The 19,448-nt window shown below is 70.2% G+C and carries 20 protein-coding genes and 1 pseudogene; 14 read left to right on the top strand and 7 right to left on the bottom strand.

The window, feature by feature from the left end; translation table 11 throughout:
- Positions 1-36 precede the first annotated feature (36 nt).
- Both IF29_RS0134260 and IF29_RS0134255 read right to left on the bottom strand, forming a co-directional pair.
- Entirely contained in the window at positions 37-441 is a 405-nt protein-coding gene (locus IF29_RS0134260) for a hypothetical protein (RefSeq protein WP_157624076.1), read from the bottom strand.
- 315 nt (positions 442-756) lie between these two features.
- Entirely contained in the window at positions 757-3,438 is a 2,682-nt protein-coding gene (locus IF29_RS0134255; protein WP_030263565.1) for a tetratricopeptide repeat protein, read from the bottom strand.
- Between the two features lie 157 nt (positions 3,439-3,595).
- Between IF29_RS0134255 and IF29_RS0134250 the strand changes: the two genes are divergently transcribed.
- Positions 3,596-3,865: a hypothetical protein gene (locus IF29_RS0134250; protein WP_030263562.1), complete on the top strand. Its 270-nt coding sequence runs from the start codon at positions 3,596-3,598 to the stop codon at positions 3,863-3,865.
- 70 nt (positions 3,866-3,935) lie between these two features.
- Here the strand turns inward: IF29_RS0134250 and IF29_RS44070 are convergent, their stop codons facing one another.
- On the bottom strand, positions 3,936-5,675 hold the full coding sequence (locus IF29_RS44070; protein ID WP_232242715.1) for a zeta toxin family protein: 1,740 nt from the start codon (positions 5,673-5,675) through the stop codon (positions 3,936-3,938).
- A gap of 80 nt (positions 5,676-5,755) precedes the next feature.
- The gene (locus tag IF29_RS46465; RefSeq protein WP_157624075.1) at positions 5,756-5,989 is read right to left on the bottom strand and encodes a hypothetical protein; all 234 of its coding nucleotides are present in this window, start codon (positions 5,987-5,989) and stop codon (positions 5,756-5,758) included.
- Positions 5,990-6,160: 171 nt separating this feature from the next.
- Here IF29_RS46465 and IF29_RS0134240 point away from each other — a divergent pair, with 171 nt between their 5' ends.
- Positions 6,161-6,718: a hypothetical protein gene (locus IF29_RS0134240; RefSeq protein ID WP_030263557.1), complete on the top strand. Its 558-nt coding sequence runs from the start codon at positions 6,161-6,163 to the stop codon at positions 6,716-6,718.
- 71 nt (positions 6,719-6,789) lie between these two features.
- On the opposite strand, the pseudogene IF29_RS49115 reads toward IF29_RS0134240, so the two are convergent.
- Positions 6,790-7,044: pseudogene (locus IF29_RS49115) on the bottom strand (DUF6042 family protein); the annotation flags it as partial.
- 54 nt (positions 7,045-7,098) lie between these two features.
- Positions 7,099-7,926, bottom strand: coding sequence for a GntR family transcriptional regulator (locus tag IF29_RS0134235; RefSeq protein ID WP_051726403.1), 828 nt, complete (start codon positions 7,924-7,926; stop codon positions 7,099-7,101).
- 259 nt (positions 7,927-8,185) lie between these two features.
- Here IF29_RS0134235 and IF29_RS0134230 point away from each other — a divergent pair, with 259 nt between their 5' ends.
- The 10 genes from IF29_RS0134230 (at position 8,186) to IF29_RS46460 (ending at position 14,784) form a co-directional block, all read left to right on the top strand.
- Positions 8,186-8,557: a hypothetical protein gene (locus tag IF29_RS0134230; protein ID WP_030263545.1), complete on the top strand. Its 372-nt coding sequence runs from the start codon at positions 8,186-8,188 to the stop codon at positions 8,555-8,557.
- Entirely contained in the window at positions 8,554-8,823 is a 270-nt protein-coding gene (locus tag IF29_RS0134225) for a hypothetical protein (RefSeq protein ID WP_030263543.1), read from the top strand. Before IF29_RS0134230 ends, IF29_RS0134225 begins: the two co-directional genes overlap by 4 nt.
- Positions 8,820-9,062, top strand: a complete 243-nt coding sequence (locus tag IF29_RS0134220) for a hypothetical protein (protein ID WP_030263541.1) — start codon at positions 8,820-8,822, stop codon at positions 9,060-9,062. Before IF29_RS0134225 ends, IF29_RS0134220 begins: the two co-directional genes overlap by 4 nt.
- On the top strand, positions 9,059-10,297 hold the full coding sequence (locus tag IF29_RS0134215; protein ID WP_030263539.1) for a DUF2637 domain-containing protein: 1,239 nt from the start codon (positions 9,059-9,061) through the stop codon (positions 10,295-10,297). The genes IF29_RS0134220 and IF29_RS0134215 overlap by 4 nt, the downstream gene beginning before the upstream one ends.
- Entirely contained in the window at positions 10,294-10,539 is a 246-nt protein-coding gene (locus IF29_RS0134210) for a hypothetical protein (protein ID WP_030263536.1), read from the top strand. Before IF29_RS0134215 ends, IF29_RS0134210 begins: the two co-directional genes overlap by 4 nt.
- Positions 10,536-10,859, top strand: a complete 324-nt coding sequence (locus IF29_RS0134205) for a hypothetical protein (protein WP_030263534.1) — start codon at positions 10,536-10,538, stop codon at positions 10,857-10,859. The genes IF29_RS0134210 and IF29_RS0134205 overlap by 4 nt, the downstream gene beginning before the upstream one ends.
- Positions 10,860-10,931: 72 nt before the next feature.
- Positions 10,932-13,175, top strand: a complete 2,244-nt coding sequence (locus IF29_RS44065; protein WP_051726402.1) for a P-loop NTPase family protein — start codon at positions 10,932-10,934, stop codon at positions 13,173-13,175.
- 222 nt (positions 13,176-13,397) lie between these two features.
- Positions 13,398-13,907 carry a hypothetical protein gene (locus tag IF29_RS44060; RefSeq protein WP_030263529.1) on the top strand — a complete coding sequence of 170 codons (510 nt, stop codon included), beginning with the start codon at positions 13,398-13,400 and terminating at the stop codon, positions 13,905-13,907.
- 11 nt (positions 13,908-13,918) lie between these two features.
- A complete protein-coding gene (locus tag IF29_RS0134190; protein WP_051726401.1) occupies positions 13,919-14,599 on the top strand; it encodes a hypothetical protein in 681 nt (226 codons plus the stop codon).
- A gap of 32 nt (positions 14,600-14,631) precedes the next feature.
- Positions 14,632-14,784: a hypothetical protein gene (locus tag IF29_RS46460; RefSeq protein ID WP_157624073.1), complete on the top strand. Its 153-nt coding sequence runs from the start codon at positions 14,632-14,634 to the stop codon at positions 14,782-14,784.
- 57 nt (positions 14,785-14,841) lie between these two features.
- Here the strand turns inward: IF29_RS46460 and IF29_RS0134180 are convergent, their stop codons facing one another.
- Positions 14,842-15,684 (bottom strand): IS3 family transposase, encoded by an 843-nt coding sequence (locus tag IF29_RS0134180; protein WP_198037637.1) that lies wholly within the window; start codon positions 15,682-15,684, stop codon positions 14,842-14,844.
- Positions 15,685-17,183: 1,499 nt separating this feature from the next.
- On the opposite strand from IF29_RS0134180, the gene IF29_RS0134175 reads away from it, so the two are divergent.
- Together IF29_RS0134175 and IF29_RS0134170 are read left to right on the top strand one after the other, a co-directional pair.
- Entirely contained in the window at positions 17,184-18,068 is an 885-nt protein-coding gene (locus IF29_RS0134175; protein WP_030263520.1) for a ParA family protein, read from the top strand.
- 646 nt (positions 18,069-18,714) lie between these two features.
- Positions 18,715-19,155, top strand: coding sequence for a hypothetical protein (locus IF29_RS0134170; protein ID WP_030263513.1), 441 nt, complete (start codon positions 18,715-18,717; stop codon positions 19,153-19,155).
- Positions 19,156-19,448: the final 293 nt, after the last annotated feature.

The following is a 19,448-nucleotide window of genomic DNA, read 5'->3' as shown; positions in this document are numbered from 1 at the left end:
AGGAGAGGGGCTTGCCCGGCTGGTTGCCGGAGTCGGTCAGGCCAGGCCTACATCTCGCCGGTCGCTCGCAGCGGCGCGCTGGCCCTCCCTGGCGACCCGGTGGCGCTGGAGCAGGATGTGGGAGACGGCTGCCAGCAGGACGATGGTGGCGACGATCTCCATGGCTCCGATGTTCGGCGTCGGGGGTGTGTGCAGGGGCGAGACCAGGATGGGGATCAGGACCATGGCGTTGACGGTCACCACGAAGACAAAGCCCCAGACCAGTCCGAGACGCCACGGCGCCATCAGATAGCGACGGGGCGCAAGACCCTGGGCCGCCCGTTCACGGTCCTCGGCCCGGCGCTCGGAGCGCTCGTACCGTCCGCAGATCACGAGCAGCACAGTCGGTACGGCGATCACGGCCATCAGGCCCGCGAGAGCGACGGTGCTGTCGTCGGTCACCGCGGCAGCCCAGAGCCACAGCATTGGTACCACCCAGCAGGACACTGCCGTCCAGGCCAGGAGCCGAGCCGAGCGCGGCGCATCAGCTGCCGGGCGCCTGAGTAGCCGCAGTTGGTTGCGCGTCAGCAGGACTCCGGCCCCAAGGATCATTACCGAGGTCACGGCGGCTCCAGCCAGGGCACTCATCGTTTCTCTCCCAGGGATCTGGCACGGACGGTGGTCGGTGGAGCTCGGAAGCCGGCCTGCTGCGAGTGACGGCGGGCCACGGGGTCAGGATGCCAGGCACGACGGCGCTCTTTGAATCGACCGTTCTGATCAGACAGTCGCGATTCCTGGGCGGCGGTCCATGACGAGTCGACGCCAGCGGGTGCGGATCAGCTCCGGGTCCTCGAGCCAGCGCACCGCAGACCCTGCGGGGAGGGGCAGGTCGGCCATGTAGTGGGCGATGTCCACGTAGTAGGCGAAGTCGCCGGTGGCGGTGGCGGCCTGCAGACGGGTGATGGCGGCGGTCAGTTCGCCCTGGTCGTCGCGGACGGCATGGTGGAACACCAGGGCGGTCTCCAGCAGCGGGATGAGCCAGAGCAGTCCGGCGACGTCGATCTGGGCCCGCAGCACGGAGACCCGGTCGGCGATGGCGTGGTCGGTGCCGGCGTCGCGGACCAGGGCGGCGATCTGAGCCAGCAGCACGGTGGCACGTTGGTCCAGGGGTTCCAGCAGTTGGTGGGCCAGGGCGATCTCGTCCTGCGCCCGGACGGGGTCGGTGAAGGCGGTGCCCAACGCGAGGCGGGTCTGTACGATGGCCCGCTCCCCCGGCGCCTGGTGCTGCTCGGCCTGGTCCCGCGCCTGACGGAAGGCGTGAGCGGCGGCGGTGAAGTCGCCCTGCGGCCACAGGATGTCTCCGTGCACGCGGTGCTGGCGGCCCTTCCACCCGAGGCCGGGAAGGATGCTCAGCGCGGTGGGGAAGTCCCCGTGGATGCGGGCGAGGTTGGCCAGGCCGCGCCGCGCCCGGGAGGCGAGCCGGCCCTCGGAGGCGGCGACCTGGCGCATGCCGTCCATGGCCTGGGCGGTGCGGCCGAGGTCCTTGTCTGCCTTGGCCCGGTAGTACAGGGCGAGCTGGACCAGCTCGTCGGACAGCAGGCCTGCGGCCAGGACGTCCGAGAGGCGGCGGGTGGTGAGGTCGCGGTGCTCGTGCTGGCGGCGGCTGATCGCGGTGAGCACCTCGGCCAGGGCGTCGGCGGGCGTGTCCGCGGCCGGGCCCGTCCCCGGCGCGGGAGTGGGCGGGGCGATGGGTTCCCACACGGAGTCGTCGATGTAGGCGAAGGCGGCGTCGGTGAGCCAGGCGAGATCGTTCAGATGGTGGTCGCGGGCAAGTCGCAGGCCCTGGCGCAGACAGGCGACCAGGAAGGCGCGGTCGCCGGTGGCCGCGGTGCGGTCGCTGTGCTGCCACTGGTGGCCGAGTGCGGCCAGCGCCCGGGTCGCGGCCTGGTTCCAGTCGGCGGGCGTCCAACGGTCCGGGGTGTGGGTGTCGTCGCTCTGCAGCGCGGTGCGGATGGCTCCGTGCAGGTGGTAGGGCCAGATCGCGTAGGGGTCTTCGCCGATCATCGGGCGTTCCACGAGCCGGCGGGCCGGGGCCTGGTGGGCGAGGCCCGCGGCGCGGGTGGCCAGGTCCAGGTCGAAGGCGTCCAGCAGGCTGGCGCTCCGCAGGACGTGGCGTTCGTCGTCGGTCAGGTCGGACAGGGTGCGGGCGATCAAGGCAGGGAACGTGTGGTCGAAGTCGGCGGCAACCGGCATGCGCCCGGTGCGGCGGATCTCCAGGAAGCGGGCGACGGACAGGTCCAGGTGCAGCGGCAGGCCGTGGGAGCGCTCGGTGATGACGGCCCGGATGTCCGGGCCGATCAGCGGCTGGCCCTCGTGGGTCAGGCGCCGGGCGAGGTAGCTGTCGCAGTCCGCGGTGGAGAAGTCCCCGAGCAGGTGCTGGCGACGGCCGCCCGCAGCGTGGGCCGGCTGCTCGGCTCGGGGGGTCAGGCCCGGCCAGGCGGTGGGTCCGGTGTAGTCGAGCTGTCCCTCCAGCGCGGCCTCGCCCCAGGGCAGGCGGTTGCGGCCGGCGATGACGAAGAAGGCGCCTGGCATCAGCCACACCAGGCGCTGCAGCAGCCGCTCCAGGTCGCGGTGCCGGTCGGCGGTGTCTTCGAAGGTGTCCAGCAGGATCACCGGCACCACCTTCTTCTTCGCTGGAAGGTGGTGGAGTTCCCACGCGAGCAGGTGCGGGTAGTAGGAGAGCGCCTCCAGGTCGGGTTCGGCCTCCAGCAGGGCCGCGGTGCGGGCCGCGCCGGCCAGGGCCTGGGCCCGTTCGCGGCGCTCGCGCAGCGCGTGCACGAGCGCGGTGGCGACCTGGCCGGCTGCCGATCCGATCATGCCGGGCAGTTGGAGGGACCCGGCGACCTCGCTGACCGCTGCCTGTAGTTGGTCCGGCAGCAGCTGGCCGACCTTGCCCATCAGTCCGGTGCGCCGGATGTAGTCCTCCAGCGGTTCACCGGGGTGCTGGGCGTCCCAGTAGCGGCGCAGAGCCAAGTCGAAGCCGGGTAGCGGGCGGCCGACCGCGCCGGCCAGGGCCAGGCGGATCGTCAGCACGACCCGCTCGAAGTCGGTTCCCGTCGACGCGGAGCGGGACAGGTCGATGCGCACCGGCAGCAGCCGCTCACCGGCGCCGATCGCGGTGGCCCACTGCTGGGGCCGCTGGTCGGCGGCGGTCAGCGCGGCCTCCAGCTTGCGCAGCAGCGTGGACTTGCCCACCCCGCCGATGCCGTAGAACGCGATCACGTTGTTGCGGGGGTGCTCCAGGTCCTCGACGTCGAACCCGCGGGCGGCGATCGCCTGCAGGTGCTCGCCCAGCGCTGTGGCAACCAGGGACCACTGCAGCTGGCGGTTGGTGAACGCCTCCGCGCTCTGCACTCCTGACGGGTCGTTGGAGCTGAACAGCGCGCGAAGGTCGGCCATGCGTGGTCCCCCCAGGACAGATCATCTGCCTGCCCAGTATGCCGTGGACGATGCCGCAGGGCAGGATCGCGACCAGACAGGCCGGTGGCCGGCACCTCGCTTCCAGGGCCGGGTACCGGCCTCCCGGCCCCGACTTCCGGCCCAAGGTGGTTTTGCCATGCACGCTCCCGAACCCGCGTCCTCCCCCGGCGAGGGGGGTTCCCCGACCGAGCTCGCCCGGCAGCGGATCGACGCTGTCATCTCCTGGTACACCAAGGAGGTGATGGCGGCCCGGCGCTCCGGTGACCAGCAGCTCCAGGCCGCCCTCACGGCCCAGCTGCAGGCTTGCGCCGCGGACCGGAGCCGGCTCGCCGACGCCGAGCCCGAGGACGTCGAGCGGCTGGCCGCCGAGTACACCCAACGGCTCAACGCCCTCACGACCGCGTAGCCGACCTCGGGCCGCTCCGCCGGGCCCCGGTTCGGCACCGGCTGATGGCAGGGGCGGTTGCCGTGTCGGGCTACCTGGCCCGGCACGGCAGCAGCGGTAGCGCGGCCGCGCTGCCGGGCGCCTCCAGGCGTCGCGGCTGGAGGGTCGCGGGCATCAGCGGGATGGCCCGGGCGGCGATGTCGACCAGGTCGTCGCGGTACTGCGGCATCACCTGGTGCAGCTGGCGCTGGACGGCCCAGAACTGGGCGGCCTCCTGGTCGGTGTAGGGCCGGGACTGCTCTGCCAGCACCGCCAGCGCTGCCCCCGCCCGCTGCGGCCGCCTGCTGTTGGTGGGTTCGCTGCGGTACAGGGCGGTGGCATCGCGCCGCATCACGGTGACCTGGTCCACCACCGCCAGCGCCTCCGCTGCCGCCACGACGTCGGGCAGTACCTGGAAGTGCGCGTCGTGGCCGCTGACGCTGGTGAACCGGGTGGGCGCGCCCTGCTCGCTCACGGCCGCGTAGCGCCGGGCGGTGCCCTGCCGGGAGTCGGCCGCGCGCACGGCCAGCACGAGCAACTCCACCCGGTAGCCGGCCCGCTGGAACCGGAGCGCCCCCGCGGCGAATGCGGCCGGGTCGGCGGGGGTGGTCTCCAGGACCAGGTGCCCGCGGCGCTCGCGCACGTACGCTTCGGCCTTGGCCTGCCAGGCCTGGTAGTCGGCCCGGATCTTCTGCGAGGCGTGGCGCGGGTCCGAGCGCAGCAGGTCCCAGTAGTCCGGGTGCATCACCTTGAAGTCGTCTCCGGACAGGTGCACCGCGCCGGGCAGGGCGCGGCGCACCAGGTGGGCGGCGCGGGTCTTCCCGGCGCCGGGCTGGCCGGCCACGTAGACCACCAGCGGGTGCTCCTGGGCGGTAACCGCGCTCAGCATCATCGGCACGATCAACTCGTCGAAGACGAAGGCGTGCTCGTCCGCGTTCAGCCGGTGGTAGTCGACGCCGGGCGGCTGCCGCAGCGGCTGGGCGATGCGGCGCAGCGGCTCGGCCAGCGCCGCGGCGTGCTCGGCATCGCGGCGCACCGCCAGCCCCCAGTCCTCAGGCAGCCGCGGGTCGCTCACCCGGCGCTCCGCGGCCGCCAGGTCCCGCCGGAACCGGCTGGTCTGCGCCGCGTCCCACGGGCGCCGGCGCTCGGCCAGCACCGCCTTAGCCGCGCCCGCCGGACGCGTCCAGCGTCCGTCAGGGCCGACCTCGTTGTCGTACACGGCCTCCAGCGCTGTCCGGGTGCTGCGCCGCACCACGGTGATCCGCTCGGCCAGCCCGTCGGCCTCCACCACGTTCAGGGCGGCGGGCAGCGCGGCGGCACAGGCGTCGTGGTTGTCCCAGGAGACGAAGCGGGGCCGGCCCTGCTCGGCCAGGCGCAGATAGCGGTCCAGCACCCCGAGCGCGCTCAGGGCCTCGGGCACGGCCAGCGCCACGATCTCCACCCGGTAGCCCGCCCGCCGGTAGGCGTCGATCTCCTCCAGGAATTGTTGCGGGCGGCCCAGCGGGGCCTCCACCACTGCGTCGTAGCGGCCCTGCCGCAGCAGGGCCTCCACCTGGGCCGCCCACTGGTAGGTGTCCTCGCGCACCCGGACCCCGGCCGTGCGCACGTCCTCGGCCAGCAGACGGCGGTAGTGGGGGTGGAGGGTCTTGTAGCGGTCGCGATCTACCCGCACCGCACCGCCCCTGGCGGCGAGCGCCGCCAGCACCAGGTCCACGACCAGCGATTTGCCGCTGCCGGCCTGCCCGGCCACGAACACCACCACCGGCCGCTCCTGCGGCACGGCGCCGGCCAAGTCGGTAGCCAGGATCCGATCAGCCAGGATGCGTCCGTTGTGGTCTTCGACCAGCGACGGTGCCTGAGGCAGAGGCGGGTTCACCGGTGCGGCCACGCGGCGACACCGGCACCGGCACCGATGACACCCAGCAGCCCTAGCACCACCCTGGCCGGCACATGCATTCTGACGCGGAGCTTGAAGTCGATGAGCGGGTCTTTTGGCTGCCGTAGGGCGCTGACATGACCCTGGTGATCTTCCCAGGTGCTGCTGTCACGTACCGGGCTGGAGCTGGGCGTCCGTTGATCGGTTCGACCGGCCTGGTGCTCCTTCACGACTCTCCTTGTCCAGTCCCGCATGCCGGAGCCGGTCCTGATGTTCGATCACTGCCCTTACTGGGGTGGCTGGTTGGGTGGTACGGGGGAACTCTCCCATATCCCTATCATCTTCTGCAAGTGCTCTGATTTGAGCTAGGATCCGTAGCGACGCCGCACTCTGGAGCCTTCATGTCCACCGATTCCGCCATCACTTCCCTCGCACCCGCTGCCGACCTGGTTCTGATCGTCAACAGCAAGGAGGCCGCGCAGGCAACGTCCGCCGACTCCCAGCAGGACAAGACCATGGGCTGGTGGTTGATGGGTCCGGGCAACAGCCGCCGCCGCACGGCGTTCCAACCCGAACGCATCGCCTTGGTCCTCGGCTACCACAACGGCCAGATCATCTCGGCCTACGACGTGGCCTCACCGGTACCCGGGGCAGACCCCTTCGTATTCGAAACCAACGACGCGGGCCACGAGCGTGTGCAGTTCCTCGGTGCGCCGTCCCGACGCTTCGCGCACCTGATCGGAACCGAGTCCCCGATCCGCTGGCAACGCGGCGAACGCAACCCTGTGCGGATCCTTCCGCTTGCCGACCTTCAGCCCCGTCCCATGAATGTGACCGGGGAGGCCAGCACGCAGCAGGCCGAGATCTCCGGATCGCTCGTCACCGCCGACAGCGACGGCAACCTCAGCATCCAGCTGCGACCAGGTGCCACCCTCACGGTCACCACCCGCACCCTCTGACGTGCCCGAACGGCCACCGCGCGCTGACGGCAGTGCGCGCCGCGGTCGGAGAGCCGGATCGTGATGCGGGACGCGTCGAAGGCGTCCCAGTCGCAGCGCAGTTCGAAGACCTTGTGCTCCGCGAGGCCGGCCAACGTGGTGCTGGCTGCGAAGTCGCCGTTGTCGACCAGCACCTGCACGGCGCGGCGAGCACCATCTGTGGTGCCGCCGATGGACCGCGCCAGGCGCTGCAAGCTGGTCTTGAGGACCGGCAACCGGGCCCTGTCCGGGTCGAACAGGTCGATGATCAGCCCGCTTGCCCCCTGGTGGATGCTCGCGATCCGCACTCGCGTAGGACCGCGCGTTCCCGACCCGAGGGGTGGGCGCGGTGGACGGTCGGATCAGCGCGGTGTGTTCCGGTCGGCGGCGGGGGCAGTGGGCCACCGGGCCGACTTGTCACGGGTGATCGGGTAGCGGATCTCGAACGAACGGCCCGGCATCACGGTCACGTCGACCGCTATCGGTTCTTTCGTGGCGCCGCTGGTGGCCACGCACGACAGGACCAGGACGGGGGTTTCCCTCGGGATCTTGAGTGCCTTCGCCTCCTCGGGCCCCGGAAGTCGTGAGGTGACGAACTCCGCCCAGGACAGCGGGCCGTGCCCGAGGTCGTGCTCGGCTCGGTCGAGCCACCCCCCGGGCCCGGTGTCGACCTGCTCGACCGCGGTCCCCCGGGCGACGGCCTCGACGATGTACGAGCAGGTGAGCTGAAACGGTTGCGTCCTGTCCGGGCCGACGACACGCCACCGGACGAGCACCGGGGAACCCGGTGCGATTTCGAGGCGGGCGGCGATCTCGTCGTCCGCCTTGACCCACGCGGGGGCGCGGAAGGCGATCGGCGCCCAGTGGCCGGCCCCGGCATTGAAGATGTAGCCGTATTCGTTGCGCCGCACGCTGTGGCCCCGGTCGAGGCGCTCGACCGGGGCCTGACCGTCGAGCACGATCGTTCCGAGGCGGCGGGCGGACCGTACGCGGCCTGCGACCTTGAGCACGCTCACGGCCTCCTCGATCGTGGGGCCCCCGGTGTCGTACTCGACGCGCAGCTCGGCGAACGTCGGCAGTTTCGAGCCCGGGGGGAACTCGCCGCTCTCGATTCGGCGGAGCAGGTCGTTGGCGATCTCTCGGTAGCGCGCGACGGGCGGGGGCCCGTGTACCGGGGTGTCGTCGTCCATGCCTTGACAGTAGCCCTGGCTATTGAGGCCGAGCAAGGATGGCGACTCGCAGTCGTATTGCAAGCCCCTGATTCAATAGCCAGGTTATTGACACAGGGGCTGGGCGTCGTGCACAGTCATGTCAACGTCACTCTGTGAGGCCAGGTCCTCACAGAGTGACGCCCGCCCCGCCATGCCCACCAAAGGGCACGGCCCCGAATGCGTGGTCTAGACGCACCGGGGCCGCAGGCGGACCAACTCAGTAGAGGAGTTGAACCGCGTGAGCATCACCATGCCCGAAAGCGTCCCCGGCGCGCGAATCCGCGCCGCAGGTGTCCGCCTTGTCGACGACGCCACCCGGACGGACCTCTCCGTCGCGATCACCCTCGACGTCGACCTCGTCCTCGGTTCCCAGTACGAGATCCCCGAAGACCTGGGCGACCAGGACCACGACGACGACGTGTTCGCTGCGTTCGCCGGCGAGTACGCCCGCGTCGCCGCCCTGGTCGACATGATCGACGAGGGGTTCGTGAACATCCCCCAGGCCGTCGCCCGCCTCGCCGTCGTCGTTGCCGAGCTGGAGCTCGCCGACGACGCCGACGGCTACGACCACGACGTGGTCGACCAGGCCCTCCGGGGGTGGGTCGCATGAGGATCGACCGCCGCGCCATCGCCCGCACCTTCCGCACCCTGCTCGGCCTCGCCGACCGACTGCACCCCGCCGCTCTCCTGGTCCTGGTCGGCCTCCTCGTCGGCCTGGTCTACCTCTCCGCCCCCCTCGTCGTGACCATGGTCTGCGCCCTGGTGGCCGCGATCAAGGCCGCCGCGTTCCTGGGCGGGGCCGCGGTCCTGGCCCGCGTCGCCATCCGGGCCGCCTCCACCTACCGCAACACCCCGCCGCCGGCGGTGACGCCGTGAAGGGCCGCCCCGTCGCCGCCGCCGCGCACCACCTGATCACTAGCCCCGCTGTCGTTGTCGGCCTGTTCTGCGTGGCCGGATTCGCCGCCGTCGCCCGCCAGTGGTGGATCGCCGCCCTGTTCGGCGCCCTGTCCGTGGCCTTGTTCGTCGAGATCGACCGCGCCGAGCGGGGCGGACGGCTCTACTACACCGGATGCCCCCTCTGCGCCCGCACCCTGCGCAAGGAGAACCGCCGATGAACAACTCCGAGTTCTACGAGGAGCGCCGTAAGGACCGCGCTGCCGCCTTCGAGCTGGAGCTCGCTCAGAAGGCCGCCGAGCGCGAGGCCGAGCGCGAAGCAGAGGCCAACCGGCGCGAGCAGGAGCGCCAGGACCGCGCTGAGCGCGACGAGGCCCAGCGTCGGGCCCGCCGCGAGGCCGACCGCGAGAAGACCCGCCGCCGCACCGAGCGCCAGTCCGCCCGCGCCGCCGGGTTCGCCAGGCTGCGTGCCCAGGGTGACACCGTCGCCGCTCTGGTCGTGATGGTGTGCTCGGCCGGGCCGGCGCTGTACTTCCAGCTCCATGCCCTGTCGGACGCCGGTCTCCCCGTCATGATCGCGGTTGCTCTGGCCGTGATGCTGGAGTCCGGGGCGGGCGTCGCCACCATCGCCGGGGAACGCGCCCGGCGCGAGGGACGCCCCACCCTGCCGTTCCGCCTCGCCATGTGGGGCGCGGCCGGAATCGCCGCAACGATCAACTACTCGCACGCCCCCGGGCCCGAGGGCGGGTGGCTCGCCTGGGTGCTCGCCCTCGCCTCCCTCGGCTCCGTCGCGTTCTGGGAACTGCGCGGCATCGGCCGCCACAAGAGCAAGAGCTCGCGCACCAAAGCGCAGCGCCGCGAGGACCGGCGGCGCAGGCGCCACGACCGCAAGCGCCGTCGGCGGTTCCGCGCGGTGTACCGCCGGTACGTCGACCTGATGACCGCCGCACCGTACGGCACCCTGCCCACCGAGACCGCGTGGCGGTCCGCCTGGTACGACGTGCACCGTTCCGACCTGGGCATCACAGCCGCGGTCCTGGCCGCCCGTGTCGCGGCGGACAAGGCCCTGTCCGAAGCCGTCGCCGGGTCCGAGATGAGCCCCGAGGCCGTCGCCGTCGAACTCCTCCTCGCGGAGCTGTTCGGCCCCGGGGAGGACGAGGACGGGACCGGCGGCGGGCGCTCCAACGGCGGCCCGAACCTCAGTCCCACGGGAGGCCCCCGGGGCCCGAAAACCCTTGGGCGTAAAGGGAAGCGCGTCAGTGGGCGGACCGCCGCCAAGACCCCCCTGAAACCCCTCGACGAGGCCGACCTCGACAAGGTCAGGGACCTCGCCGCCGCCCTGCGCGACGTCACGAAACTGTCCGTCGCCAACGTCCGCTCCGCCGTCGGTGGCGGGTCCACCGAATACCTGATCCGTCTGCGCGACGCCGTCAAGAACGAGAGGGCAGCCCGATGAGCAGCACCGCCCGTAGCTTCACCCCGCCCCGGACGCTGATCATCGCCACCCCGGCCGGGGTGTACCTGACCATCCGCCTTGCCCCCGCCCTCGGGTGGCAGGACTCGGCCCTGTTCGGCGTGCTCCTCCTGGCGTTCCTCCTGTCCCTGCCCGCCCTTGCCCGCCTCGTCCGCTCCGCCCGGCAGTCGGCCACGATCCGCGCCGAGAGCAAGGCCGCGAAGAAGAAGGAGGCAGGGAAATGATTGAGGCCAACACCGACGGCGGGAACGTCTTCCACCAGATCGCCCGCGAACTCGCCGACCAGGCCGACGCCGAGGCCGCCGCCCGTCACCCGAACATCGCCCGGACGTGCGCCGAGCTCGGCCTCCTCTACATGGCATTCGCCACCCACTCCCCCACCGGAGAGCACGGCGACAAGGCATGGCGGGCCGCCGAGGACGCACGCTCCCTCCTTGCCGAGGGGGCCGCCCTCGGGGCCGCTGCCGAGATCGCCCTCGCCCGACTTCACCTCTCGCTCGACCTCCTCGACGGCCGCCTGTCCGCCGTCACGCCGAAGCTCTGACGCCCTGCTCGCCCGGCCGCACCCCCCGCGCGGCCGGGCCGCCGGCCCCACTCTTCAAGGAAGGACAGCACCATGACCACCAGCACCGAGCAGGGCACCGAGCCCGAGGCCGAGAGCGGCGAGCTTGCCGGCCACTCCGTCTACCGTGACCCCGAGATCCTCGACCAGCTCGAACGCCGCGCCCGCATCGCCGCCCGGAACAGCCCGTGCGGCGTCGCCGACCTGCGCACCGGAACCATCCAGCTGGACAAGGCCGAGCAGGACGAGGAATCCGCGGTTGCCGAGGGCGGGGTGTTCGAGCAGCTCGACGAGGCCCCCGTGGGCGACGAGCGCGACGGCTGGAACCTGCGCGAGATCATCCCCGCCACGTTCACTGACCTGGGCGCCTGGCGTCAGCGCCGCGCCGTGTGGGCGAACGCCTCCCTGTTCCACCTGACCCGTTCGCCGGTCTACCTGTGGCGCGGTGTCAGCATTGCTGCCCTGGGTGCCCGAGTCGGCACCCGTGACGCCTGGTCGCACCTGTTTGCCACGGAGTTCGGCGAGATTGCCGACAAGGTCCGACGGGCCAACGCAGGTCCGGAGCACATCGCGGACCTGCGGGCCGACCGACGCAAGGAAGGGAAGCAGCGCCGCCGCGAGCCGGTCACCGTCTACGCCCTGACTGGCTGCACCTCCTACGTGGCGGCCCTGATCGCCCTTGGCCAGACCTGGGGCCTGGTCCTGGCCGTCCCCGCGCTCATCCCGCTGTTCGGGCTCCTCTACGCCCTCGGTCACCGCGAGCTCGTCCGCCGCGCCCCCGACGGGGCGTTCGCATTCCTTGACCAGGTCCAACCTATGGGCAGCGACGCCCCGGTGACCGACGAGCGGATCACCCGGGCCCTGCGGGATATCCGGTTGATCACCGCCGAGCAGGAAATCCGAGCCGTGGGCCTGGGCACCCGCGACGAACTCGAGAACACGACGATCGAGTTCAAGCTCCCCGCCGGCGTGGTGTGCAAGGCACTGCGGGGCAAGGCCGAGCAGTTCGCCGGGGCCCTCGGCCTGCCGCTGGAGCGCATCGACCTGCTGCAGGGCGAGACCCCGAACGACGTCGTCCTGTGGGTGTCGGCCATCGTCCCGTTCTCCGGTCCGGCGCCCGTCTCCCTGCTGGTCGAGGCCGACCGTTGGTCGATCTGGGACGGCGTCCCGTTCGGCTCCACCCGCAAGAGCACACGGAAGACCCTCCAACTCCTGTGGTCCTCCATGCTGTTCGGCGGGGCGCAGGGGTATGGCAAGACCTCGGCCATGCGCCTCCCGGCGGCGGCCGGCGTCCTCGACCCCCAGTGCCGCATCCTGCTCGCCGACTTCAAGGGCGGCGCGGACTGGGAGGAGCTCGAAGGCATCGCGCACCGGGCGATCATCGGTGCTGATCCGGCGGCGGTCGATGAGTTCATTGACCTGGTCGACGAACTCATCGAGGAGATGGACGCGCGGTTCGCCAAGATCCGCAAGATGCCCAAGGCGCAGCGCCCCGACATGCGCCTCACGCCCGCCATGGCCGAGGCACACGGCATGCCCGTCCTCATGTTCCTGATCGACGAGATCCAGGAGGCGTTCGGGGTCCTGCTCGCCCGCAAGGAGGGGCTGAAAGAATTCGCGGCCGTCGTCGAGAAGCTCGCCCGCCTCATCCGGCGCGGCCGGGCGTGCGGCCTGATCATCGTTGCTGCGGCGCAGCGCCCGAGCGCCAAGTCGGTGCCCACCGACTTCCGCGACGTGATCCTCAAGCGCTACAGCGTGCACACCGTGGACGACACCTCGTCGGACATGATCCTCGGCGATGGCACGGCCAAGCGCGGCCACACCGCCGCCGGCCTCGGCGTGATCGGGGTCGGCATCCTCGCCGAGGAATCGGGCGCCGAGAAGCTGCAAACCGACCTGATCACCCCGCAGCAGTTCGAGCGGATTTGCATCCGGGGTCGGGCCCTGCGGGTCGAGGCAGGCACCCTGACCGGCTACGCCGCATCGGGGCTGCTGTCCGTGTCCGGCATCCTCGCCCAGATCCGGAAGGCGTTCGAGGAGTCCGGTGCGGCCGAGCTCGGCAGCTCCGACATTGCCCGCCTGTTGCACCGTCAGGACCCGGCTGCCGGGTGGGAACCGCGCGAGGGTGAGAGCGACAAGGCATGGTCCAGCCGGGTCGGCGCCCGCCTCGGCCGGGAGATCGAGGAGGCCCTCGACGGCACCGGGAAGACCCTCGACCGCGTCAAGGTCACCACTCTGGCCGGAGCCGAGGGGCGCGGATTCCGCCGCTCCGACGTCACGTTCGTACTCGGCGCATGACAGGTCGAATAGACGTGTCCGGGAGGGTGTCACCCCCACATAACCCCAGGTGGTGACGTGTCCCGGACGTGTCCCCGCCCGTCCGGGGGTGTCCCCCAGCGACACCCTCGGGCGGGACCCGACACCCCCCGTGACACCCCCAGACTGGCGCAAATGCGGTCAAATCTCCGATCGAGACACCCCCTCGACACCCCCTCCGGCCCAGATTCGAGGAGCGAGCCCATGTTCACCGCCGCTGCCAACACCCCTGCTGAGCCGGCGATTTATCACCCTGCGCCCGTGGAGACCTCGGCGACCCTGCCCTACCTGTCGCCCTTCCCGATCCCGGGCGCGATCGAGGCCCAGACCCCCGACGGCCGCCGTGTGTGGGTCTACGCCGCGACGTACGGCTCACCCGCCCCCGCCCCGTCGCAGCAGACCGCGGCCCCCTCGGCTGTCCCGGCCTGGGTGAAGGCCACGGCCCTCGTGTCCCTCTCCCTGTCCGGCTCCTCGGTCATGGTGGCCTACGCCATCAGCGTCGCTGCCGACGCGCTGGCTGGCCTCGCCGCCACCCTGGTCATGCTGGCCAAGGTGGCGTTCGTCCTCGCCGTCCTGCTCGGCATCCTCGCTGCCGTGGTGAAGCGCAAGGGCGGCGGGAACGTCACCGCAACGGCGAGCACGACCGCCACCGCACGGGGCCCGTTCGCCAAGGCAACCGCTACCGCCACGGCAACCGCCATCGCCAGGAAGTAGGAGACGAGACCATGACCACCATCAAGGCGCGCGGCCTCACGGTGAAGGGCACCGCGCTCCGCTGCCCTGGCCGTGAGACCGGCAGCCCCCCGCGCGAGCTCACGCTCATCTCGACCGGCGCTACGGTGAGCGCCACCTGCGGGGAGAAGCACAGGGGCCCTGACGGCGGCGGTGCGCGGGCGCAGTGCTTCTTCCCCGTCGAGCAGCTCACCGCCGCGAACCTCGGCGTCCTGGCCACCGGCAAGCCGGGGCGCTTCCGGCTCACCCTCCCCGGGGGAAGCGTCGTGGTCGAGGGGACGCTCCTCGCCACCGGGCAGGCCGCCACCCAGTCCCCCGCCGCCCGCGCCGCAGGCGCCGCCGCAGCCAAGAGCGGCAAGGCGGCCCCGGCCGGGCCCGCCAAGCCGGCCGGACGCGCCACCGGGGGCGCCATGACCGCAGCGTTCGGCGCCCTCGCGGCCGTGGCCGGAGCGGTGGGCCAGACGGCCGCCGCGGCCGGACAGGTGGCCACCGCCGGTGCCTCGGCCGTCGGGTCCGTCGCCGACCTCGGTCGCGAGGGAATCGGCGTCGCCCGCGACGGGATCCGAGAAGCCGGGGCGTACGGGGAGCGCCGCCATGAGCGCAAGATGACCGGCCGCGGCAGCAAGGACGGCGGGGAGGAGGGGGAGAGCGGCGGCGAGGAGAAACTCCCCTGACACAGCATCCCCCGAGGGGCAGTCCGCCGCCGTTGAAGCTCATCGCCTACGCCCAGCAGCTCGCCATCGACCCGGCTGCGGTATTCGAGGCCCACCAACGCCTGCTGACGGTCACCTTCGAAGGCCTCGGGAGCCCAGCGGGACGTATGCCGATCAACTGCGGCAGCGACGCCACATCGGCCTGACAGTTGTCGTGCGGGTTCTGCGGGAATGAGGTTCCCCCGCTGTGCGGGAGGTGCGGATTAGCTGGTCAGAGCGGGTTGGCGGGGTTTCAGGTTCGCTTGATTGGCCGTCGCCTGGTCGGCGTAGTGCTGCTCCTCGTATTCGAGGGGGCTGAGGTAGCCCAGACGCTTTTGGATGCGGCGGGGGTTGTAGAAGCCGTCGATGTACTCGAACAGCGCGAGGTTGGCCTCGGCCCGGGTGGTGAAGACGCGGCCGCGCACGCACTCGGTCTTGACCAGCATCCACAGGTTCTCGGCCAGGGCGTTGTCGTACGAGTCTCCCACCGACCCCATGGACCCCTTGATTCCCGCGCGCACCATGCGTGTTGTGAGCTTGATGGACGTGTATTGCGTGCCGTGGTCGGCGTGGTGGATCAAGGTCCCCGGTCTGACCTCGCGGCTGGCCAGGGCGTACTCCAACGAGGAGAGGACCAGGTCGGCGTCAGCACGCGCCGAGGTCTCCCAGCCGACCACGCGGCGCGAGAACGCGTCGCGGATCGCGGACAGCCACAGCGGCCCCTCCAGGGTCTCGATCATCGTCAGATCGGTGACCCACAGGCGGTTCGGCGCAGGTGCGGTGAAGTCGCGCTGCACCAGGTCCGGCGCCAGGGGCGCGTGCGGGTCACGGCGGGTGAAGCCGCGGCCGAGCCGGCGGGGGCTGATGCCTTGCAGGTCGGCCTCGCGCATCAGGCGCTCGACTCGTTTGCGGCCGATCCGCAACCCCTCGCGGGCCAGGACGGCATGGACCCGGGGCGAACCGTAGATCCCACCCGAGTCGGCGTGTATCTCCTTGATCCTCGAGGTGAGCTCGGCGTCGAGGCGGGCGCGGGCGCTGGGGTGCTCGCGGGCGCGGCGCCAGCGCACGCTCGATGGTCCCACCGGAGTGGGTCCAACCGCGGCCCCGCCGAGAGGGCGCGTGAGCGATGCTCGGCGCCGGCAGGGCACACCTGTTACGTGGTGCTCGGGCGCAACTGGCCAGCCACGAGATGCAGCAGGCCAATCAGGCCGCCGACCGCCCATTGTCACTGCCAACTGGTCATATAACGATCGATATATGCATGAGATCTAGCCATTTCGGGCGCTCGGCGAGGTCTGGCAGGACTGTCCAGCGGGCCCGTCGAACGGCCGAGCATGGCGATATCAATAACGATTCATATATGGATTGATATAACGATGATCCCCGCCTGCCGGTCCAGCCAACCAAGCCATCTAGCTATCACTACAACCTTAGATATAACGATGGCTAGATGTATCTATAGAGTTACATGAGTTGTGATCAGACTCACGATCACGGTACTGATCAGAATCACGGAGAGACTAATGTATTTGCTAACCTATTTAATAGGGATCCAACTAACCCTCTAACCATCGCTATCACGCACCATCTGACGTGCTGTCTTTCTAGCTACCTCCCATACTTACTGTCTAGTGGGCTGCCTGTCTCTGTGTCAGTCGTGCCTCCTTGCGAACGGACAGACTCTCTTTGGTTCTTGCGTGTTTGCTGCCTTGCGTTCCAACGGACGTTCCTTTCTTCTGTCTGCCTAGCCGCGTTGCTGACGTACTGTCGCTTGATCCAACTACCTGTCTGGCTGACCGACTACCTGCCTGATCACCCGCCTCTCTGTCGGTCTGCTGAGACAACTGTCTGCCGTGCTTACTGGCTGCCGGACCCTCGTACTATCTGCCTTCCTCGCTGACTTGCTGCGGACAGAGGGACCTGACTGTCTTGCCGCCGTGGTTGCGAGCTGACGAGCCGACTGTCCGCCTGCCAGGCTGCCGTTCTTAAGAGCTATGGAGCTGACGAACGCGCTGGGGAGGTCACTACCGTTCCAACAGACGGGCTGACCACGGGTCTGCTCATCGGTCAGTCGTCTGGTGCATCCCGCTACCAACTGAACGCGCGAGCGTACTCACGGCTGAACGGACCGACTGTTCCCACGGCTGACCGGCTGTCGATGGGTCAACCGGTCGACCGACTCGGCCATCCGCCGAGCTACCTGGCGGCCTACAGCCCTGCCCAGCTGTCGAACGGATGATCGTGCTGCCCACGGGGCCCGCGCGCCGCCGGCCGACTATCGCTGCGACGTCCCGAGCGGAGGGGACCTGGTCCGGAGCAGGATGGAGCGCAAAAAATCGGTCCACTGGCGGGGCAATGAGCGAGTCGGCTGACAGGGGAGTGGCGGCTGCTGTTATCTTCGTGGCGGAAAATCATGTGACACGAGAACAGAAATGGTTCTGGCGAGCCGATCTAGCGGCTCGCCTGGGGCAAGTAAAGGGACATACCATCCCAAGTCGCCCGGGATCTGTATGCGGACCTGATCTTGTGTCACTCGACCGGATTCGACAGGGAGTGTGGTGGGGGCATGCAGGTGCTCACAGTGGCGAACCAGAAGGGCGGAGTCGGCAAGACAACGACGACCGTCAATCTCGCGGCGTCCCTGGCGCTGATGGGAGCCCGCACCCTGGTCGTCGACCTGGAGCCGCAGGCCCAGGCTGGCACTGCCCTGGGCCTGAACATCCCCTCCTCCGAAGTCTCCCGCTCCCTCGGCTGGGCCCTGCAGGCCTACGTCCAGGGAATCGAGACCGACCTGCCAGGCATCATCTACGACCGCTCCACCCTGCTGGAGCCGTTCGAGACCAACGGAGTGCTGCACCTGCTGGCCTCCGAAGAGTCCACGATGAGCCGCGCCCAGGATCTCCTAGTCGGGGCTGGCTTCGCGGCCACGCCGATACTCCGGCGCATGCTGCTGAGCTTGGCGGCGCACTACGACTACGTGGTGATCGACACTCCCCCTGCGATCTCCTCGCTGGCGGCCGTCGGTTGGGCCGCCGGGGACTGGGTCGTCACGGTCTGCTTCCCCGAGTACGCAACCGTACGGGGAGCGGTCACCCTGGCCGGATCGGTGAAGTTCGTCGCGAAGAACACCGACAACGAGTGCCGGCCCCAGTACCTGGGCGCGGTCCTGAACAAGTCGAACCCGCCTTCGAATTGGAAACAGCAGGAGGTCGACGTCCGCGACGGCATGATCTCCTCGGGTCTGCTGCCGTTCGTCGGGGACATCCGGCAGAGCGACCTGATCTCGCGGTCCTTCGCCGGAGGGGTGCCCGCGGTGCTCGGCTACACGAACCTTCCGCCAGGCAAACAGTACGCGGCCCTGATGCAGGAGGTACTGACCCGCATGGACACCCCTCAGGCCACATGGGAGATCGCGCCGCCGCCCTTCGCGGAGGAGGAGAGCGTTGTCTGACGCCAGCAAGCCGGCGAACGGCACACGCAAGAAGAAGACCCCGAGCGCATTCAAGCGTCCCGGCGGCGAGAGCAAGTTCAGCTCGGTCATCGCCGGGGCCGACGAGGTCGTCGCCAACTCCTTCATCGCGCAGGGCGGTCCGGCCCCCGTCGAGCCGCCGGCCATGTTCCGCGCTGCGCCGACCAGCTCTACCCTGCCAGCTCCGGCCCAAGCACCGAGCACCGGAGAGGCCCCTGCATCGGTGGCAGTCCAGGCGTCGGTGCCCGCTACCCTGCAACCGGCGCCCGTTGCACCGACGCCACCAGACCAGGAAGCTCAGGCTGAGCCAGCGCCTGCCGCGGCCGTGTCAGGCGCCATGCTTCCGGCGCCCTCGGCGGCGCCAGCACCGGTAGCCGAGCAAGCGCCAGCCCCAACACCGGAGACATCCGACATGGCCCTCGTCGAGGCCCTTGTCACCCCGGATCCCCAGGCCACAACAGTGCAGAGTCCCCCTGTGGCCGAGTCGGCTGCCCGACCAGTGGCCGCCCAACCGCGGTCAGAGGCGGAGCCAGATGCGGACGCTCGCTCGGCGGCGCCCGCGCCGCGCCCCCCGGCACCGCGTCGGCGCGCCTCTCGGCGCAACGCTGGCACGTGGGCCCACCAGGCCGTGACCGAGAGTTTCGCCGACTCGGTGATCTCTTCGAACACCTGGGCCACGCTGGGGTTCCGGATCGTGCCCGAGATACTGACCGCGGTGAAGGCGCGGCTGGCCGCGGACCGGCGCAGTTCGGGGAATGCGAAGCTGGCGGTGGGCCACTACCTGGATGCGGCGCTGCGCAACGCGCCGACTGAGGTGGGGGAGCAGGTGGCCTCGGCTCAGGCGTTTTTGACGCGGCGCATGGGTGTGGTCGACTCCGGCCGCCAGTCGACCTACCGGGTCGGACCGCAGGCACAGGCGCTGGCGACGAGTCTGAACGCGGCGCTGCAGGAGGCGGACCACGCCCGTAAGGGCATCTTCGTGGTGTCGGCGGCGCTGGAGTCTCTGCTGGCGTCGTTGGACGCAGAGGGCGAGTTGCCGTCGCCGAGCATGTTCGCCCGGGAGGGCTGAGGGGCTCTCACCTGCTGGATATAACGATGGGTGCAACGTCGGCCATGCCGATCGCTGCACCCATCGTTGTTGTGTTTCCTAGAGCGTTCGATACAACGGTATAACGGTCGATCCGACGAGTGATCCGACGGTCTGTCGACCTAATCACGGCGCTGTTCAGCCATCCCACTATCTGCGTGTCACTAGAGTGTCATTCATCGGACGGAGGGTCAGGCCCCGGCGCTAGCAGTCCGGATACCGCAGAAACTCGGACAAGTCGACATGCGCGATTCTCGTGTCACTCGAAGAAATCC

The sequence above is a fragment of the Streptacidiphilus jeojiense genome (assembly GCF_000719095.1).
Classification (GTDB): Bacteria; Actinomycetota; Actinomycetes; order Streptomycetales; family Streptomycetaceae; genus Streptacidiphilus; species Streptacidiphilus jeojiensis.
The sequence above is the reverse complement of the archived record's forward strand: the minus strand, read 5'-3'. Positions and strand labels throughout refer to the sequence as shown.

Bases quoted from the DNA above. Each gene is read 5' to 3' on its own strand.
- IF29_RS0134255 (WP_030263565.1), bottom strand. From the start codon at position 3,438: ATGGCCGACCTTCGCGCGCTGTTCAGCTCCAACGACCCGTCAGGAGTG.
- IF29_RS0134250 (WP_030263562.1), top strand. From the start codon at position 3,596: ATGCACGCTCCCGAACCCGCGTCCTCCCCCGGCGAGGGGGGTTCCCCG.
- IF29_RS0134240 (WP_030263557.1), top strand. From the start codon at position 6,161: ATGTCCACCGATTCCGCCATCACTTCCCTCGCACCCGCTGCCGACCTG.
- IF29_RS0134235 (WP_051726403.1), bottom strand. From the start codon at position 7,926: ATGGACGACGACACCCCGGTACACGGGCCCCCGCCCGTCGCGCGCTAC.
- IF29_RS0134225 (WP_030263543.1), top strand. From the start codon at position 8,554: ATGAGGATCGACCGCCGCGCCATCGCCCGCACCTTCCGCACCCTGCTC.
- IF29_RS0134215 (WP_030263539.1), top strand. From the start codon at position 9,059: ATGAACAACTCCGAGTTCTACGAGGAGCGCCGTAAGGACCGCGCTGCC.
- IF29_RS0134210 (WP_030263536.1), top strand. From the start codon at position 10,294: ATGAGCAGCACCGCCCGTAGCTTCACCCCGCCCCGGACGCTGATCATC.
- IF29_RS0134205 (WP_030263534.1), top strand. From the start codon at position 10,536: ATGATTGAGGCCAACACCGACGGCGGGAACGTCTTCCACCAGATCGCC.
- IF29_RS44065 (WP_051726402.1), top strand. From the start codon at position 10,932: ATGACCACCAGCACCGAGCAGGGCACCGAGCCCGAGGCCGAGAGCGGC.
- IF29_RS44060 (WP_030263529.1), top strand. From the start codon at position 13,398: ATGTTCACCGCCGCTGCCAACACCCCTGCTGAGCCGGCGATTTATCAC.
- IF29_RS0134190 (WP_051726401.1), top strand. From the start codon at position 13,919: ATGACCACCATCAAGGCGCGCGGCCTCACGGTGAAGGGCACCGCGCTC.
- IF29_RS0134175 (WP_030263520.1), top strand. From the start codon at position 17,184: ATGCAGGTGCTCACAGTGGCGAACCAGAAGGGCGGAGTCGGCAAGACA.